Source organism: Methylobacterium sp. Gmos1 (assembly GCF_053764715.1).
This window is the reverse complement of record NZ_JBSNCC010000004.1, coordinates 427,139-444,092: the sequence shown is the minus strand read 5'-3', so window position 1 is coordinate 444,092 and position 16,954 is coordinate 427,139. Positions and strand designations below refer to the sequence as shown.

The 16,954-nt window shown below is 72.4% G+C and carries 16 protein-coding genes; 14 read left to right on the top strand and 2 right to left on the bottom strand.

Annotation, left to right across the window (positions count from 1 at the left end):
• Window positions 1-302: 302 nt before the first annotated feature.
• From ACS5PV_RS11175 to ACS5PV_RS11140, 8 genes are all read left to right on the top strand, one after another.
• Window positions 303-536 carry a hypothetical protein gene (locus tag ACS5PV_RS11175; protein ID WP_455395399.1) on the top strand — a complete coding sequence of 78 codons (234 nt, stop codon included), beginning with the start codon at window positions 303-305 and terminating at the stop codon, window positions 534-536.
• Between the two features lie 90 nt (window positions 537-626).
• Window positions 627-965: a hypothetical protein gene (locus tag ACS5PV_RS11170; RefSeq protein ID WP_455395398.1), complete on the top strand. Its 339-nt coding sequence runs from the start codon at window positions 627-629 to the stop codon at window positions 963-965.
• Between the two features lie 103 nt (window positions 966-1,068).
• Window positions 1,069-1,581 carry a MarR family winged helix-turn-helix transcriptional regulator gene (locus ACS5PV_RS11165; RefSeq protein ID WP_455395543.1) on the top strand — a complete coding sequence of 171 codons (513 nt, stop codon included), beginning with the start codon at window positions 1,069-1,071 and terminating at the stop codon, window positions 1,579-1,581.
• Entirely contained in the window at window positions 1,578-3,605 is a 2,028-nt protein-coding gene (locus tag ACS5PV_RS11160) for an FUSC family protein (protein ID WP_455395542.1), read from the top strand. Before ACS5PV_RS11165 ends, ACS5PV_RS11160 begins: the two co-directional genes overlap by 4 nt.
• Window positions 3,605-3,808, top strand: coding sequence for a DUF1656 domain-containing protein (locus ACS5PV_RS11155; RefSeq protein ID WP_455395397.1), 204 nt, complete (start codon window positions 3,605-3,607; stop codon window positions 3,806-3,808). Before ACS5PV_RS11160 ends, ACS5PV_RS11155 begins: the two co-directional genes overlap by 1 nt.
• Before the next feature lie 10 nt (window positions 3,809-3,818).
• Entirely contained in the window at window positions 3,819-4,802 is a 984-nt protein-coding gene (locus ACS5PV_RS11150; protein ID WP_455395396.1) for an efflux RND transporter periplasmic adaptor subunit, read from the top strand.
• A 117-nt stretch (window positions 4,803-4,919) separates the two neighbouring features.
• Window positions 4,920-6,281: an MFS transporter gene (locus ACS5PV_RS11145; RefSeq protein ID WP_455395395.1), complete on the top strand. Its 1,362-nt coding sequence runs from the start codon at window positions 4,920-4,922 to the stop codon at window positions 6,279-6,281.
• A gap of 122 nt (window positions 6,282-6,403) precedes the next feature.
• Complete coding sequence (locus tag ACS5PV_RS11140) at window positions 6,404-7,471, top strand: GSU2403 family nucleotidyltransferase fold protein (RefSeq protein WP_455395394.1); 1,068 nt, start codon at window positions 6,404-6,406, stop codon at window positions 7,469-7,471.
• Window positions 7,472-7,475: 4 nt separating this feature from the next.
• Here the strand turns inward: ACS5PV_RS11140 and cbiB are convergent, their stop codons facing one another.
• Window positions 7,476-8,471 carry an adenosylcobinamide-phosphate synthase CbiB gene (cbiB, locus tag ACS5PV_RS11135; protein ID WP_455395393.1) on the bottom strand — a complete coding sequence of 332 codons (996 nt, stop codon included), beginning with the start codon at window positions 8,469-8,471 and terminating at the stop codon, window positions 7,476-7,478.
• On the opposite strand from cbiB, the gene cobD reads away from it, so the two are divergent.
• The 3 genes from cobD (at window position 8,470) to ACS5PV_RS11120 (ending at window position 11,251) form a co-directional block, all read left to right on the top strand.
• Window positions 8,470-9,465, top strand: a complete 996-nt coding sequence (cobD, locus tag ACS5PV_RS11130; RefSeq protein ID WP_455395392.1) for a threonine-phosphate decarboxylase CobD — start codon at window positions 8,470-8,472, stop codon at window positions 9,463-9,465. The two genes, cbiB and cobD, sit on opposite strands and share 2 nt — an antisense overlap.
• A gap of 93 nt (window positions 9,466-9,558) precedes the next feature.
• A complete protein-coding gene (locus ACS5PV_RS11125; protein WP_455395391.1) occupies window positions 9,559-10,863 on the top strand; it encodes a capsule biosynthesis protein in 1,305 nt (434 codons plus the stop codon).
• A 106-nt stretch (window positions 10,864-10,969) separates the two neighbouring features.
• Window positions 10,970-11,251 carry a hypothetical protein gene (locus ACS5PV_RS11120; protein ID WP_455395390.1) on the top strand — a complete coding sequence of 94 codons (282 nt, stop codon included), beginning with the start codon at window positions 10,970-10,972 and terminating at the stop codon, window positions 11,249-11,251.
• A gap of 1 nt (window position 11,252) precedes the next feature.
• On the opposite strand, the gene ACS5PV_RS11115 is transcribed toward ACS5PV_RS11120, so the two are convergent.
• Window positions 11,253-11,681: a CBS domain-containing protein gene (locus ACS5PV_RS11115; RefSeq protein WP_455395389.1), complete on the bottom strand. Its 429-nt coding sequence runs from the start codon at window positions 11,679-11,681 to the stop codon at window positions 11,253-11,255.
• Window positions 11,682-11,862: 181 nt separating this feature from the next.
• Here ACS5PV_RS11115 and glgX point away from each other — a divergent pair, with 181 nt between their 5' ends.
• From glgX to ACS5PV_RS11100, 3 genes are all read left to right on the top strand, one after another.
• Window positions 11,863-14,157, top strand: coding sequence for a glycogen debranching protein GlgX (gene glgX / locus ACS5PV_RS11110; RefSeq protein WP_455395388.1), 2,295 nt, complete (start codon window positions 11,863-11,865; stop codon window positions 14,155-14,157).
• A 153-nt stretch (window positions 14,158-14,310) separates the two neighbouring features.
• Entirely contained in the window at window positions 14,311-14,688 is a 378-nt protein-coding gene (locus ACS5PV_RS11105; RefSeq protein ID WP_455395387.1) for a response regulator, read from the top strand.
• 292 nt (window positions 14,689-14,980) lie between these two features.
• Entirely contained in the window at window positions 14,981-16,900 is a 1,920-nt protein-coding gene (locus ACS5PV_RS11100) for an AI-2E family transporter (RefSeq protein WP_455395386.1), read from the top strand.
• The last annotated feature ends 54 nt before the right edge of the window (window positions 16,901-16,954 follow it).

The following is a 16,954-nucleotide window of genomic DNA, read 5'->3' as shown; positions in this document are numbered from 1 at the left end:
CTCGCCACAAGGGCGCCGGGAGGGGCCGTGTCAACGGCCGGCATCCCCCCGCCTCCGCCGGCGCCCGGGGGAATTTCTCCGTGTTAAGTCTTGAACATTCCGCCGGTGACGCTAGAAGCGTTGACCCAGCGTCTCCCATCCGCGACGGATCTCGCCCGCCGCGGACGCAACATCCGGCGCTCCCAATCCGGCATAGCCGGAACCGGGAGCGTGGTTAACGGTTCGACACCACAAGGCAGCCGCCGATCACGCCAGACATCCGGGATCGCCAGACCCCCATCGTCTTCCGGAGTTCGCCCGTCATGCCCGTCTATCGCCTGCTCTCCGCCTCCCGCGACCGAAGCGAGGCCTTTCCCCTCCACGACCTGCCGATCGAGGCGCCGACCGTGCGCCACGCCGCCGCCCGCGTCCTCGGCCGGGCCGACGAGGTCCTGTGCGACCGCACCGGCGAGGCCTGGCTCGTCGCCGAGGACGGCGCCCGGGTCTGGAGCGTGAGCCTCGAGGCGGAGGAGGCCGAGAGGTCCGCCCTCGCCTGATTCCGGCCGGACGTCCCCGACGCCTTGCTGGCGCCGCAAGCGCCGCGCATCGGGACGGCCCCCGAGGCCCGTTCCGAGACCCCCGCTTCGATGAGAGCCCTGCTTCCGGGCGCCGTGATCGGCGTCGTTCTGGCCGCCACCCCGGCCGCCGCCGACTGGCGCTACTGCCTCGCCCGTGGGCCCGCCCGTACCGTCTACCTGTCGGCCCCGTTCTCGACCGTCGCGGCGATGCCCACCCTCGACGCCGCCTTCGGGCGCATGCTCGACCGGACCAAGCGCCCCCACGATCCGGTCCAGTGCCCCCGGGCCGACGACGCCGCGGCCCTGCGGGCGATGCGGCTGACCGCGCTCCGCTACAACCGCGAGGACGGCGAGACCGTGGTCGAGCTCGACTGGACGCCCGACCGCGACGCCGCCGCCCGGCAATAGGCGCGCCTTCCGAGCGCATGGCCGACCCGCGCCGGCCGCGCTTCACCCTAAATCGTTAGCATCCTATCTATGAGGACGATCAAGGATCGGTCCCACGACGGCGATGCGACGCGACCTGCTGCAATCCCTCACCCTGACCCTGCTCCAGGCCGGGCGCGTCTGGCGCCGGGCCGCCGACGAGGTCGTGACGGCCTACGGGCTGACCGAGGCAACGGCTCTGCCGCTGCTGCTGATCGGGCGGCTCGGCGGCGATCTGCGCCAGACCACGCTCGCCGATGCGCTCGGCGTCGAGGGGCCGAGCCTGGTGCGCCTCCTCGACCAGCTCTGCGAGGCCGGCCTCGTCACCCGCCGGGAGGACCCGACCGACCGCCGCGCCAAGGTGCTGCACCTGACGGAGGAAGGCCGGGCCCGCGCCGCCGCCATCGAGGCGCGGTTCGACACCTTGCGCGAGGCGGTCTTCACCCATGTCGGCGACGACGACCTGAAGGCCGCGCTACACGTCTTGCGCGCGCTCCAGGCCGAGGGCCCGAAGGGCGCAGGCAGGGGTGGGGCGAGCCTCGCCTGCGGGCCCGGCGACGCGCCGATGCCCCGCCCGGCCACCGGAGGACGCGCCTGATGCTGCCCGGCTGGCGCCAATGGCTGTTCGCGCTGAAGGTCAGCGGGGCGGCGCTGCTCGCCCTCGGCATCGCCCTGTGGGTCGACCTGCCGCGGCCGTACTGGGCGATGGCGACCGTCTACATCACCATGCAGCCGCTCTCCGGCGCCACCCGCTCGAAGGCGCTCTACCGGGTGGTCGGCACGCTGATCGGCGTCTCGGCGGCGGTCGTGATGGTGCCGCCGCTCGTCAACGCCCCGGAGGTGCTGACGCTCGCGCTCGCGCTCTGGACCGCCGGCTGCCTCTACCTCTCGCTCCTCGACCGATCGCCGCGGGCCTACCTGTTCATGCTCGCCGGCTACACCGCGGCGCTGATCGGCTTCCCGGCGGTGACGGCACCCGAGACGATCTTCGACACCGCGGTGTCGCGGGCGGAAGAGATCACGCTGGGCATCCTGTGCGCCTCGCTGGTGGCGAGCCTCGTCCTCCCCGAGGCGGTCGGCCCGGTGCTGGCGGCCCGGGTCGGCGCCTGGCTCGGCGAGGCCGGGCGCTGGACCGGCGACGTCCTGTCGGGCACCGGCGAGGCGCCGGCGACCCGGGCGCGGCGCCTGCGCCTCGCGGCGGAAGCGGCGGAGATCGACGCGCTCTCGACCCACCTCGCCTACGACACCTCGGCCCAGCGCCGGGCGGTGCCGCTGGTGCAGTTGCTGCGCGGCCGGATGCTGATGCTGCTGCCGGTGCTCTCCTCGCTGGCCGACCGGATCGCGGCGTTGAACGGCCTGTCGGGCCTCACGCCGGACCTGCGCCGGCTCCTCGCCGACGTCGAGGCGTGGTCGGAAGCCGGCGCTCCCGCGGCGGAGGCCGACGCGCTCATGGCCCGCATTGAGGCCGCCGACCGGCCCCTGTCCTCCCGCGCCTCCTGGCCCGCCCTGGTGCGGGCGAGCCTGATCGACCGCCTGCGCGAACTGGTGGCGATCGGGCGGGACTGCCGGGTGTTGCAGGACGGGATCGCCCGCGGCGACGGCCGTCTGCGCGAGCCGCTGGCCTTTGCGAGCGAGTTCGGCGGCCGCGCCCCGCGCCACCGCGACCACGGCATGGCGCTGCGTTCCGCGCTGGGCGCCTTCCTCGGCACCGTCGCCTGCGTGGTGGTGTGGATCGCCACCGCCTGGCCCGACGGCGCCACCGCGGCGATGATGGGCGCGGTGTTGTGCTGCATGTTCGCGACCCAGGACGATCCGGTCCCGGCGATCCTGAGCTTCGCCACCTGGACCGGCATCGCGGCCGCGGCGATCGGCGTGCTGCTGTTTGCCGTGATGCCGCTGGTGCACGACTTCGTCAGCCTGGCGCTCGTCTTGGCCCCGGCCCTGATCCTGTGCGGCCTGCTGATGACGTATCCGAAGCTGCTGCCGGTCGGCCTGGCGCTCGGCGTCAACGGCAACGCCCTCCTGGCGATCCAGGACCGCTACACCTCGGAATTCGGCGGATACGTCAATTCGAGCATCGCCCTCGTCGGCGGCATCTGGCTCGCCGCCCTCGTGACGCGGCTGGTGCGCTCGGTCGGCGCCGAGCACGGCGCCCGCCGGCTCGTCGCGGCGAGCCGGGCCGACCTCGCCCGGGCGGCGCGCCGGCGCGGGCGCGGCGACCGGACCGCCTTCGCCCACCTGATGCTCGACCGCCTCGGCCTGCTGGTGCCGCGGCTCGCCGCCAGCGGGCCCGGCAGCGACCTGTCGCGGATCGACACCCTGGCGGCCTTGCGGATCGGCATGAACCTCGTCTCGCTGCGGCGCGCCCGCCACGGCCTGCCGGCCGGGGCGGTCGCGCCCCTCGATGACGCCCTCGACGCGGTGGCGATCCACTACGAGGGCCCGCGCGGCCCGGCCTCGGGCGACCTGCTCCACCGCATCGACGCGGCGCTCGTCGGAATCGAGGCCTCCGAGGGCGCCGGCCGGCGCGACGCGCTGCTCGGCCTCGTCGGCCTGCGCCGCGCCCTGTTTCCCGAGGCGCCGCCGCCCGGCGCCGCCCTGCCCGCCCGGGAGGCCGCCTGATGACCGACATCGACCTCTACGGCGTCTTCGTGCCGGCGCTCCTGGTCTGGGCGCTCGTCGCCTTCGTCCTCAACCTCGTGGTGCGCCGGCTGATCGGCGCGCTCGGGCTCTACCGGCTGGTCTGGCACCGGCCGCTCTTCGACCTCTGCCTCTACCTCGTGTGCCTCGGCGGCGTCGTGTCGCTCGCCGGCCGCCTGACCTGAAGACCGGACCATGACCCGCGCGCTCGCCTTCCTCGGCCGCTTCGCCGTCACCGCCGCCATGCTGGCGCTCGCCATCGTCGTCGGGATGGCGCTCTGGGACTACTACCTCGAGGCCCCCTGGACCCGCGACGGCCGGGTGCGGGCCGAGGTCGTCGGCGTCGCCCCCGACGTCTCGGGGCTGGTGCGCGACGTCGAGGTGCGTGACAACCAGCGCGTCAGGCGCGGCGACGTGCTGTTTCGCATCGATCCCGACCGCTTCGGCCTCGCTTTGCGCCAGGCCGACGCCGTGGTCGCCGGCCGCAAGGCGACCCTGGTCCAGGCCGAGGCGGATCTCGCCCGCTACCGCCAGCTCAGCGACAACGTCGTGTCGCAGCAGAAGCTGGAGGCCACGCTCGCCGCCGAGCAGAGCGCGCGCGCCGCCTACGACCAGGCCGTGGCCGACCGCGACCTCGCCAAGCTCAACCTCGACCGCTCCGAGGTGCGCGCCTCGGTCAACGGCCGCATCAGCAACCTCGAACTGCGCCCCGGTGCCTATGTGGGGGTCGGCAAGGCCGTGATGGCGCTCGTCGACAGCGACACCCTGCACGTCCAGGGCTATTTCGAGGAGACGAAGCTCGACCGCATCCATCCGGGCGACCCGGTCAGCGTGCGGCTGATGGGCGAGGACCGCGACGTCACCGGCAAGGTCGAGAGCGTCGCCGCCGGCATCGAGGACCGGGAGCGCAGCGCCGGCTCGTCGCTCTTGGCCAACGTCAACCCGACCTTCGCCTGGGTGCGCCTCGCCCAGCGCGTGCCGGTGCGGATCGCGCTCGATTCCACCGTAGACCGCGACCGCCTGACGGTCGGGCGCACCGCCACCGTGGTGGTGCACCCGCGCGGCGAGCGGCCGGAGGTCCGCCCCTTCGAGGGTCTCCGCGATCTGAGCCTCGGCAGTTTCCGCCTGCGCGACGGCTGGGAGGCGCTGAAGGCCAACCTGGCGGTGCGCAAGGGCTGACGCGCCAGGGCCTGGTACTCGCCACCCCTATCGCCCCGGCCGGCGGCGGATTAAGCAGCGCCGCCAAGGCCACAGCAGCCAAGACGTAGTGCGTGGGCACGGCCGGGAGGAGACCCCATGGCAGACCAGAGAAGGGCAGACCCGCAGCAGGACGCCCTCGGCGTCGGCACCGATGCCCTCGGCATCGGCACGATCGCGACGATCACCTGGCGGCTGATGCCGCTCCTCGGCCTGATGTACCTGATCGCCTACATCGACCGGCAGAACGTCTCCTACGCCAAGCTCCAGATGGTGGGCGACCTGGGGCTCAGCGAGGCGGCCTACGGCTTCGGTGCCTCGCTGTTCTTCCTCGCCTACTTCCTGTTCGAGGTGCCCTCGAACGTCATCCTGGAGCGGGTCGGCGCCCGGGTGTGGTTCACCCGCATCATGGCGACCTGGGGGATCATCACGATCCTGCTCGGCTTCTCGACCGGGCCGGTGATGTTCTACGTCCTGCGCTTCCTCCTCGGCGCGGCGGAGGCCGGGTTCTTCCCCGGCGTGCTCTACGCGCTGACCCTGTGGTTCCCGCAGGCCTTCCGCGGCCGGATGGTCGGCTGGTTCATGATCGCGAGCGCGGTCGCCAACGCCGTCGGCGCGGCGATCGGCGGCGCGCTCCTCGACCTCGACGGGGCGCTCGGCTACCGCGGCTGGCAATGGGTGTTCATCGCCACCGGCGTGCCGGCGGTGCTGCTCGCCTTCGTGGTGTTCGTCATCCTGCCCGACCGGCCGGACAAGGCGCCCTGGCTCGACGCCTCCCAGAAGAAGTGGCTCGCCGACACCCTGGCGCGCGAGGCGGACACCACGCCCCACACCGACCATTCCAACCCGTTCCGGGTGCTCGCCGACACCCGCGTGGTGCTGCTCGCGCTCCTCTACGTCGCCTTCCCGCTCGCGGCCTACGGCCTGAGCTACTGGCTGCCGACCGTGGTGAAGGGCTTCGGCGTCTCGAACACCGTGAACGGCTTCATCAACATCATCCCGTGGATCTGCGTCGCGCTGGCGCTGTGGTGGGTGCCCCGGCACGCGGCCCGCACCGGCGAGACCACCTGGCACATCGCCGGCCCGGCCCTCGTCGGGGCGCTGGGGCTGGTCCTCAGCGTGGTGCTGCCCGGAGACGCGGTGAAGTTCGCCTGCCTGTGCGTGGCCGCCGCCGGCATCTTCTCGGGCCAGCCGGTGTTCTGGTCGCTGCCCCCGACCTTCCTGCGCGGCGCCACGGCCGCGGCCGGCATCGCGATGATCAACTCGGTCGGCAACCTCGGCGGCTTCATCGCCCAGAACGTCGTGCCGTGGATCGGCGACGTCAGCGGCAGCAAGCTCGTGCCGATGCTCTTCCTCGCCGCCTGCCTCGTCGTCGGCACCGTGATGGTGTTCGTGGTCCAGGGAATCCTCAAGCGCTCGGCCGCGGCCGAGACCGGGGGCGTCGCGCCAGGTCGGCGCTGATCGGGAAATTATCCCTTTTCGGGCCGGTTTCGGTCATGAAAGGGATAACGCCTTTCTTATCAATGGCCTGGCGGAGAAAAACGGCGTAGGATCGAGCCATAGGCAGCCCGATCCGAAACCCGATGGCCGATTTCACCGACTGGACGCACGAGCAGGTCCGCCAGTTCGTCGATGCCGAGCAGGTCTTGTCCGCCTACCAGGCGGCCCGGACCGAACTCGCCCGGCGCTACGCCGGATCGATGGCCTGGAAGACGGTGCGCGGGCACCAGTACCTCTACCGCAAGCGAGGGACCGCCTGGTCCTCCCTCGGGCCCCGCGGCGCCGAGACCGAGGCCGCCCACGCGGCCTTCCACGACGGCCGGTCACGGCTGAAGCAGCGCCTTTCCGGCCTCGCCCAACGTCTCGACGCGATGGCCCCGGTGAACCGTGCCCTCTCGCTCGGGCGGATGCCGGTCGTCGCGGCGCGCGCCCTGCGGGTGCTCGCGGCAGCGCACCTTCTCGGTGCCGGCATCCGGGTCGTCGGCACCCACGCCCTCTTCGCCTACGAGCGCATGGCCGGCCTGCGCATCGCCAGCGGCCACCTCGCCACCGGTGACATCGACCTGCTGTTCGACGCCCGCGCCCGCCTCAGCCTCGTCGCCGAGGCCCTGCCGGGGGGCGATCTGGGGCGGGACGGGCTGATCGGCCTGCTGCGCAGCGTCGACAGGTCGTTCGAGCCGACGGGGCCGCAGAGCTTCCGGGCGGTGAACCGGGACGGCTTCATGGTCGACCTGATCCAGCCGCTGCCGCCGGACCGCATGGCGCGCAACGCCCGCAGCCGGATCGGAACCTCGCCCGAGGATCTCAGCGCCGTCGAGATCGAAGGGCTGGCCTGGCTCGTCAATTGCCCGAAAGTGGCCGCAGTGACGATCGACGCCCGCGGCTATCCGGTCGGCCTCGTGGTGCCCGACCCGCGGGCCTTCGCCCTCCACAAGGCCTGGCTCGCCACCCGGGACGACCGCGACCCGCTGAAGCGCGGGCGCGACGCGGGCCAGGCGCGCCTCGTCGCCGGGCTCGTCGCCGCGCGCCTGCCGCACCTGTCCTTCGACGATCCGGCCCTCGGCGCGATCCCGCGCGCCCTGCGCGACCGGGCGGGCGAGATCCTGCCCGAACCGGGGGAGGCGCCCCGGTCCATCGAGCCGGACTGGTGAAGGCTCACACCACCAGCGCCAGACACGCCAGCCCCGCCGCCAGTCCCCACAGCAGCAAGCAGGCGCGCCGGTACAGCGCGAGCGCCCGCCGGATGTCGGCGGCGCTCGCCTCCGCCCGGCCCGATCCCATCCACGCATCCTCGACCCGGGTGGTGCCGTAGACCCGGGGACCCGCGAGGCGTAAGCCCAGCGCGCCGGCCATCGCGGCCTCGGGCCAGCCGGCATTGGGCGAGCGGTGGCGGCCGGCATCGCGCCGCAAAGCCGCGAGCGCGGCCCGGGCGCTGGCCCCCGGGGTGAGGGCGGCGGCGGCGAGGAGGAGCCCGGCGGTGAGGCGCGAGGCCGGCAGGTTGACGAGGTCGTCGAGGCGGGCGGCGGCCCAGCCGAAGGCCTCGTGGCGGGGCGTGCGGTGGCCGATCATGCTGTCGGCGGTGTTGATCGCCTTGTAGAGCGCCCCCCCGGGCAGGCCGCCGGCGCCGAGCCAGAAGGCCGGCGCCACGATCCCGTCGGAGAAGTTCTCGGCCAGGCTCTCGATCGCGGCGCGGCAGAGCGCGGCCTCGTCGAGGGTCTCGGGGTTGCGCCCGACGATCATCGCCACCGCCCGGCGACCGCCGGGAAGCCCATCGCGGTCGAGCTCCCGCGCCACCCGGGCGACGTGGTCGTGCAGGCTGCGCTGCGCCGGCAGGCTCGCGGCGAGGAGCGCGCAGACGATCGCGCCGGGAAGAAGCCCGAGCGCTCCGCAGGCGAGGGCGAAGGCCGTCGCCGTAAGGCCCGTCGCCGCGAGGACGAGGAGGAGCGCCAGCACCCCGGCGGCGCGCCGGCGCCCGGGCGGGTCGCCCTCGCGGTTGAGGCGGCGGTCGAGGGCGGCGATCAGGGCGCCGATCCAGGTGACAGGGTGACCGGCCAGCCTGTAGAGGCGGTCGGGATAGCCGAGCACGGCCTCGACCGCGAGGGCGAGGACGAGCACCGGGAGGCTGTCGGGCGGGTGCAGCAGGGCGGTCATGACGCGTGAGGTGGAAGGGGCGATCCGGCACGGGGGCGACCTCGGCGAGGCCCGCCGGCTCTTCCCGCAGGCCCCCGAGCCCTGGATCGACCTGTCGACGGGGATCAACCCGATCCCCTATCCGTGGCCGGCCCCGGAGGCCAGCGCCTTCACGCGGCTGCCGGCCGGCGACGACCTCGCGGCCCTCGAGGCCGCGGCGGCGCAGGCCTACGGCGCGGACTCGGCCCAGGTCGTCGCCGCCCCCGGCACGCAGGCGCTGATCGACCTGATCCCGCGGCTGCGGCCGCCCGGCCGCGTCGCGGTGGTCGGCCCGACTTATGCCGAGCACGCCGCGGCCTGGGCCCGGGCCGGGCACGCGGTCGCGACGGTGCCGGACCTCGCGGGCGAGGCCGACGTCGTGGTGGTCGTCAGTCCGAACAACCCCGACGGACGGGTGATCCCGGCCCGCGACCTCGCGGCGGCCTCCGCCGGGCTCGCGCAGCGCGGCGGCTGGCTCGTGGTCGACGAGGCCTTCGCCGATCTCGAACCGGTCGAGAGCCTGTGCGCGGCACCGCCGCCCGGCTGCCTGGTGCTGCGCTCCTTCGGCAAGACCTACGGCCTGGCCGGCCTGCGCCTCGGCTTCGCGGTGGCGGGCGAGCCCCTGGTCGGTCTGGTTCGCCGCGCGATCGGGCCCTGGGCGGTGTCGGGCCCGGCGATCGCGGTCGGCCGCCGGGCCCTCGCCGACACCGCCTGGCGGCGGGAGGCCGCCGCGGCGCGGGGCCGCGATGCGGCCCGGCTCGACGCGCTGCTCGCTGCCGCCGGCGGCCGGATCGTCGGCGGCACGCGCCTGTTTCGCACCGCCGACTTTCCCGAGGCACCGAGCCTGTTCGGGCAACTCGGCCGCGCCGGGATCTTCGTGCGCCGGTTCGAGGCGGCGCCGTCACGCCTGCGCCTCGGCCTGCCCGCCGACGAGGCGGCCTGGACCCGCCTCGCCGCCGCCCTCCGGGGGCAGTGAGGCGCCTTTAAAAAGGCCGAAAACCGCAGCATCCGGTGCCCTTGGCCATCAGGGTCACGCAGGCGGCCGACGCCGCACGAGGAATCTGGCAGTATGGACGCGGACGAGGTCAAACGGCGCGACAGGCTCGGCAGCATGATCGCGTTCGCGCGGCGCACCGTGCCCGACCTGCGCCGCAACGCCGAGACGGTCGAGCCGATCGCGCCCGAGGGCCCCCGGGGCCGGCTGCCGGCGCTCCTCAACCCGCTGCGCTGGACCCGCGTCCCGCTCCTGCCCACCGCCGGAACCCAGAACCGGGTCCTGGCCCGGCTGGTGCGCAACATCGGCATCTTCGTGCTGCTGCCGACGGCGCTGATCGGGATCTACCTGTTCGTCTTCGCCGCCGACCAGTACGTCGTCGAGACCCGCTTTGCCGTCCGCGGCGAGGTCGAGCCGATGGGCAACGTCGTCCTCGGCGAATTTTCCTCGCTGATCCAGAAGAACAACAGCCAGGACAGCTACATCGTCCAGGAATACATCCAGAGCCAGCCGATGCTCGAGAGCGCCCAGAAGGAGCTCGACGTCGTGCGGATGTTCACCCGCGACGAGGCCGACTTCTGGACCCGCTATTCCGGCGACAAGCCGATCGAGAAGCTGCTGAAGTACTGGCGCAAGCACGTCCAGGTCCACATCGACCTGGTCTCCGGCGTGATCACCCTGACGGTGCAGGCCTTCACGCCCGACGACGCCATGGCGATCAGCCGCCATATCATGGCCCGCGCCGAGGCGCTGATCAACGCGATCTCGTCCCGCGCGCAGCAGGACATGCTCAAGCACAGCCAAGCCGACCTGGCGGCGAGCGAGGAGCGGATGCGCAAGGCTCACCTCGCCCTGCGCGAGTTCCGCAACCGCTGGGGCATCATCGATCCGGCGAAGTCCGCGGAAGCCACGATGACCACGCTGCTCACCTTGCGCAAGGACAAGATCAAGGCGGAGAACGACCTCCAGGTGCTGCGCGGCTCCGGCCTCGACGAGAAGTCGCGCTCGATCCAGACCATCGTGGCGAGCCTCAGCGCCACCAACCAGCAGATCAAGCAGCTCGAGGACTCGCTGACCAACGACGGCATGGCGGTCGGCGGCCGGTCCGTCTCGGAGGCGATCCTCGAATACGAGGGGCTGATGGTCGAGCGCACCATCGCCGAGAAGCTGAACGATTCCGCTACCATCATGCTCGACCGTGCCCGGGTCGCGGCCAACCGCCAGCACGTCTACCTCGCGGTCTTCGTGCCGCCGAGCCGGCCCGAGCTCTCCACCGTGCCGATGCGCGGGCAGTCCCTGGCCGTCGCCTTCTTCGCCTTCCTGGTGATCTGGGGCTGCAGCAGCCTGCTCATCGCCGGCGTCAAGGACCACAACATGTGACCGGGCCCGTCTCCGGGGCCCTTCGGTCCCGGCGCGGGCCGTGCGATGAAGCGGGCCGGGGCGCCGCACGGAGCGCCCGCGACGCGTCAGGACGAGCAAGACACCGATGTCCGATTTCACGGACCTGGTCGCCCGGGCAATCTCCCCGGCGATGAGCCGCGAGGAGCGCGAGGCGGTCTACCAGGTGGTCAAGCAGGCCATGCGCCGGCTCCAGGAGCGCGAGAACCTGGAACCCGACGATCCCCGCGCCCGGCTCCAGGAGCACCTCGTCGAGGAGACCATCCGCGACGTCGAGGCGCTGGTCACCCGCTACCTCGCCCGCCAGACCATCCTGGAGGCCGAGCGTGCCAACGAGGCGGCCAACGCGGCGGCGGCGGCCGGCATCTAGCTCATGCCTCCTCGGTCAGCCGCTTGAGCGAGGTCTGGAGCGCGTCGCCGCCGAGGAGCAGCGCCCGCGACAGGTCGGCCAGGGTGACCCAGCCGGTGACGCGCCCGCCGGCATCCCGCACCGGCAGGCGCCGGACGTGGTGGGCGGCCATCAGGTCGAGGGCGGTGCGCACGGGATCGCTCTCGGTGCAGGACACGACCGGGCGCGACAGAACCTCGCTCACCCGCAGCGCCTTCGGGTCGAGCCCCTGCGCGACGACGCGATAGAGGATGTCCCGGTCGGTGACCACGCCGTCGAGGGCGTCCGCCGTACCGACCGGCAGGGCGCCGACGTCGAGCTCGCCCATCAGCACCGCCGCCTCCTGCACCAGGGCCTCGCCGGGGATGAACTCCACGTCCCTGCTCATCACGTCCGCGACCGTCGCGCTCATCGCATCTCCTCGGCGTCCTCCCGGCAACCCGCGGCGGCGCCCGCGGCTCCGGATCGCGGCGCGATTTCCGCCGGTAAAATTGCACCGGTGAAATTTTGACGGCGGGACGGGAGCTTGGGCGAGGGCCGGCGCGTTCAGCCCACAGTCAGGCTTCTCGCCTCCGGGACCGTTGAACGCGCCGATGAACATGGAACTCACGTCCAAGCCCGCTCCGGAAGCCCCGGCGGCCTCGCCGCTCGTCCGGCGCACCTCGCCCGTCTCGCGCATCAGCGAGGGCCAGCCCTTCCCGCTCGGCGCCACCTGGGACGGCCTCGGCGTCAACTTCGCGCTGTTCTCCGCCCACGCCACCAAGGTGGAGCTGTGCCTGTTCGACGATTCCGGCGAGACCGAGATCGAGCGGATCGCCCTGCCGGAATACACCGACGAGGTCTGGCACGGCTACCTGCCCGACGCCCGTCCCGGCACGATCTACGCCTACCGGGTCCACGGCCCCTACGAGCCGGAGGCCGGCCACCGCTTCAACCCCAACAAGCTGCTCCTCGACCCCTACGCCAAGGCGCTCGTCGGCTCCGTCACCTGGAACCCGGCTTTGTTCGGCTACGTGATGGAGAGCGGCGACGACACCACCTTCGACACCCGCGACAGCGCCCCCTTCACCCGCAAGTGCCGGGTGATCGACCCCGCCTTCACCTGGGGCCGCGACCAGAAGCCGAACGTGCCGTGGGACAAGACGGTCTTCTACGAGACCCACGTCAAGGGCTTCACCAAGCTGCACCCGGCGGTGCCTGAGCGACTGCGCGGCACCTATGCGGGCCTCGGCACGCCCGAGGTGCTGGAATACATCCGCAGCCTCGGCGTCACCTCGGTCGAGCTGCTGCCGATCCACTCCTTCGTCAACGACAGCTACCTGCTGGAAAAGGACCTGGTGAACTACTGGGGGTACAACACCCTCTCGTTCTTCGCCCCCGCCCGCCGCTACGCCGCCGTGCCGGACTTCGCCTTCTCCGAGTTCAAGGAGATGGTGGCGCGCATGCACGGCGCCGGCCTCGAGGTGATCCTCGATGTGGTCTACAACCACACCGCCGAGGGCAACGAGAAGGGCCCGACCCTGTCGTTCAAGGGCATCGACAACGCCTCGTACTACCGGCTGCTGCCGGACCAGAAGCGCTACTACATCAACGACACCGGCACGGGGAACACCGTCAACCTCTCGCACCCGCGGGTGCTGCAGATGGTGACGGATTCACTCCGCTACTGGGCGACCGAGATGCGGGTCGACGGCTTCCGCTTCGACCTCGCGACGATCCTCGGCCGCGAGCCCTACGGCTTCGACGAGGGCGGAGGCTTCCTCGATTCCTGCCGCCAGGACCCGATCCTGTCCTCGGTCAAGCTGATCGCCGAGCCGTGGGATTGCGGCCCGGGCGGCTACCAGGTCGGCGGCTTCCCGCCCGGCTGGGCCGAGTGGAACGACCGCTTCCGGGACGAGGTGCGCGGCTACTGGAAGGGCGACGAGGGCCTGCTGCCGGCGCTCGCCTCGCGTCTCACCGGCTCGGCCGACAAGTTCAACAAGCGCGGCCGGCGCCCCTGGGCCTCGGTGAACTTCATCACCGCCCATGACGGATTCACCCTCGCCGACACGGTCTCGTACAACGAGAAGCACAATTCGGCGAACGGCGAGGACAACCGCGACGGCCATTCGCACAACCTGTCCTACAATTACGGCGCCGAGGGACCGACCGACGATCCCGAGATCAAGGCGGTGCGGTTGCGCCAGATGCGCAACCTGCTCGCCACCCTGCTCCTGTCGCGCGGCACCCCGATGCTGCTCGCCGGCGACGAGTTCGCCCGCACGCAGAAGGGCAACAACAACGCCTACTGCCAGGACAACGAGATCTCCTGGATCGACTGGAAGGGGATCGGCGAGGACGAGCGCGACCTGGCGGAGTTCACCCAGCGCCTGCTGATCCTGCGCAAGTCCCTGCCGATGCTGAGCCGGGGGCGGTTCCTCACCGGGGCCTACGACGCCGATCTCGGCGTCAAGGACGTGAGCTGGCTCACCCCGGCCGGGACCGAGATGACCCCGGAGAACTGGAACGACGGCGGCGCCCGCTCGCTCGCCGTCGTCCTCGACGGCCGGGCGCAGACGAGCGGCATCCACCGCCGCGGGGGCGAGGCGACCCTGATGCTCCTGTTCAACGCCTATCACGACGTGGTGGAGTTCACCCTGCCGGAGGTGGTGGGGGGCGACGCCTGGATGCGGGTGCTCGACACCAACCTGCCCGACACCCAGGACCTCGCCCGGTTCGCCGTCGGCGACACCTACGCGGTCACCGGCCGCTCGATGCTGATGTTCGTGCTGCGCCCCACCGACGTCGACCACGCCAGCGAGACCTGGCGCTCCTACCAGCACGTCATCCAGGCCTTCGAGCGGGCGGAATCGGAGTGCGTGGAGTTCGGGTTGCCGCACGAGGGATGACATCCGGGCGGGCCGGCCCACTTGTGTCGGGCCCGATCTTATGGCCGGTCCGCCGCGTCGGCGGCGGGCCTGTACGAGGGCCTGTCGATCAGGCGCGAAGCCAGGGGCGGCCATCCGGCCCCCCGGGGGGTGCGCGAGCGTGGAGTGGGGGCGGTGGCAAAGATCCTTCTCGTCGAGGACCACGAGGAAATCTGGGATTTCCTCTCCCGGCGGCTCAAGCGGCGGGGCTACGAGGTGGTGCTCGCCCATGACGGCGAGGAGGGCGTGCTGAAGGCCCGCACCAGCCGACCCGACATCATCCTGCTCGACATGAACCTGCCGGTGCTCGACGGCTGGTCGGCGGCCCGCGCGCTCAAGTCCGACGCCGAGACCGCCCGGATCCCGATCATCGCGCTCACCGCCCACGCCATGTCGGGCGACCGCGAGAAGGTGATCCAGGCCGGCTGCGACGACTACCACCCCAAGCCCGTCGACTTCTCGAAGCTCCTGACCCAGATCGGCGCCGCCCTCGGCACGCCGCCGACCTCCTGACAGCGCGCACGGGCGCCGGTTTCGATCGCCTTCGCGTCGATCGAGGCGAGGGCGTGCCGCCGCGAGATCCTGTTTGATCGGGTCGGACAGTCCATCCTACCCTCGACCTCATCCTGAGGTGTCAGTCGATCAGAGGATCGACTGACCTCGAAGGAGGGCGCCAGAAACCTCCGAGAACTCTGGAGCCCTCCTTCGAGGCTCCTTTCAGTCGCACCTCAGGATGAGGTCGCGAACAGGAAAAGCAGATGCGTGCCATGTCGCTCTTGCCTATCGAACAGGCTCCGAGAGGCCGATGATCGACGATCCCGTGACGGCGCGCCGCCTGCGCGACGCGATGCCGGTGTTCACGGCGCTGGCGGCCTGCCTCCTGGTGCTCGCCATCGGCGCCATCCTGTCGCTCGGGCGCGACGTCCTGATGCCGATCACCCTCGCGGTGCTGCTCAGCTTCGTGCTGGCGCCGACGGTGCGCGGCCTGCAACGCCGGCGCCTGCCGCGCTCGCTCGCCGTGCTGGTCGTCGTGCTGGCCACCTTCGCGGGCCTCGGGGGCCTCGGCCTCCTCATCGCCAACGAGGCCTCGCAGCTCGCCTCCGACCTGCCGCGCTACACCGTGACGATGCGCGAGAAGATCGGCTCCTTACGCTCCCAGGCCGGCGGCGGCGCCACCCTGGAGCGGCTGTTCCAGGCGGTGCAGGACCTGAGCCAGGACCTGCAGCCGCCGGAGCCGGCGAAGACGCGGGGCGGCCCGGCCGAGACCGGCAAGCCGATGCTGGTCGAGGTGCAGGAGCCGAAGGCCGGCCTGCTCTCGACCCTCGGCAGCGTCGTGGCGCCGGTGCTGCACCCGCTCGCCACGGTCGGGCTGATCCTGCTCTTCACCCTGTTCTTCCTCGCCCAGCGCGAGGACCTGCGCAACCGCGCCATCCGGCTCGCCGGCTCCGGCGACCTGCGCGCCACCACGGCGGCGATGGACGACGCGGTGGCGCGCCTCTCGCGCTTCTTCCTCGCCCAGGCCGGGCTCAACCTCGCCTTCGGCGTGGTGGTGGCGATCGGCCTGTGGTTCATCGGCGTGCCGAGCCCGATCCTGTGGGGCGTGCTCGCGGCGATCCTGCGCTTCGTGCCCTATATCGGCGCAGTGATCGGCATGGCCTTCCCGCTCATGCTCGCGGCGGCGGTCGATCCGGGCTGGTCGATGCTGATCGCGACGGTGCTGCTGTTCGCGATCGTCGAGCCGATCGCCGGCCACGTCGTCGAGCCGCTGCTCTACGGCCACTCGACCGGCCTGTCGCCGGTGGCGGTGATCCTGGCCGCGACCCTGTGGACCTTCCTGTGGGGACCGGTCGGGCTGGTGCTCGCCACCCCGATCACCGTCTGCCTCGTCGTGCTCGGCCGCCACGTCGAGCGCCTGGCCTTCCTCGACGTGATGCTGGGCGACCGGCCGGCGCTCGCCCCCTCCGAGATCTTCTACCAGCGCATGCTGGCCGGCGACCCCCTCGAGGCGATCGACAAGGCCCGCCAGGTGCTCAAGGAGCGCGCGCTCGCGACCTACTACGACGAGATCGCGCTCGGCGGCCTGCGGCTCGCCCAGAACGACCGGGCGAGCGGCGCGCTCGCCGCCGACCGCCAGCAGGCCGTGGGCCGGGCGATCGAATCGGTGGTGACGACCCTTGGCACCCTGCCGGTGCGCAAGGGCGCCTCGGCGGTGCGCAGCGCCGAGACCGAGGCGGCGGTGGCCGCACTCGGGCCGGACCGGGCCTCGACCGCCATCGTGCGCCGCCCGGAGGATCTGGCCCCGGCCTGGCGCGGTCCCGCCCCGGTGCTGGTGGTGGCGGCCCGCGGGCCGTTCGACGCCGCCGCCGCCGGCATGCTGGCCCAGGTGCTCGGGAGCCACGGCCTCAACGCCCGCACCACCAGCCAGGACGCCCTGAACAAGGGCGAGCGGCCCGACACCGCCGGCGTCGCCCTGGTCTGCCTGTCCTACATCGAGCCGATCAGCACCTCGCACATCCGGCTCGCCGCCCGGCTCGCCCGGCGGGCGATCCCCGGCGTGCGGGTGATGGTGGCGATCTGGCGCGAGCGCGACCCGGCCGGCCGCGACCGCCTGCGCCGGGCGACCTCCGCCGACATCCTGGTCACCACGATCAGCGACGCCCTCGACGCCGCCCTGGTGCTCTCGGGCGACGGCGAGGTTCGCGAGGCGCGGCGCCGGGCGGCCTGATCGGGGCGGAGGATGCTGCGGGCCTCGGCCGCAGCATCCGGCGGTCGTCGCCGG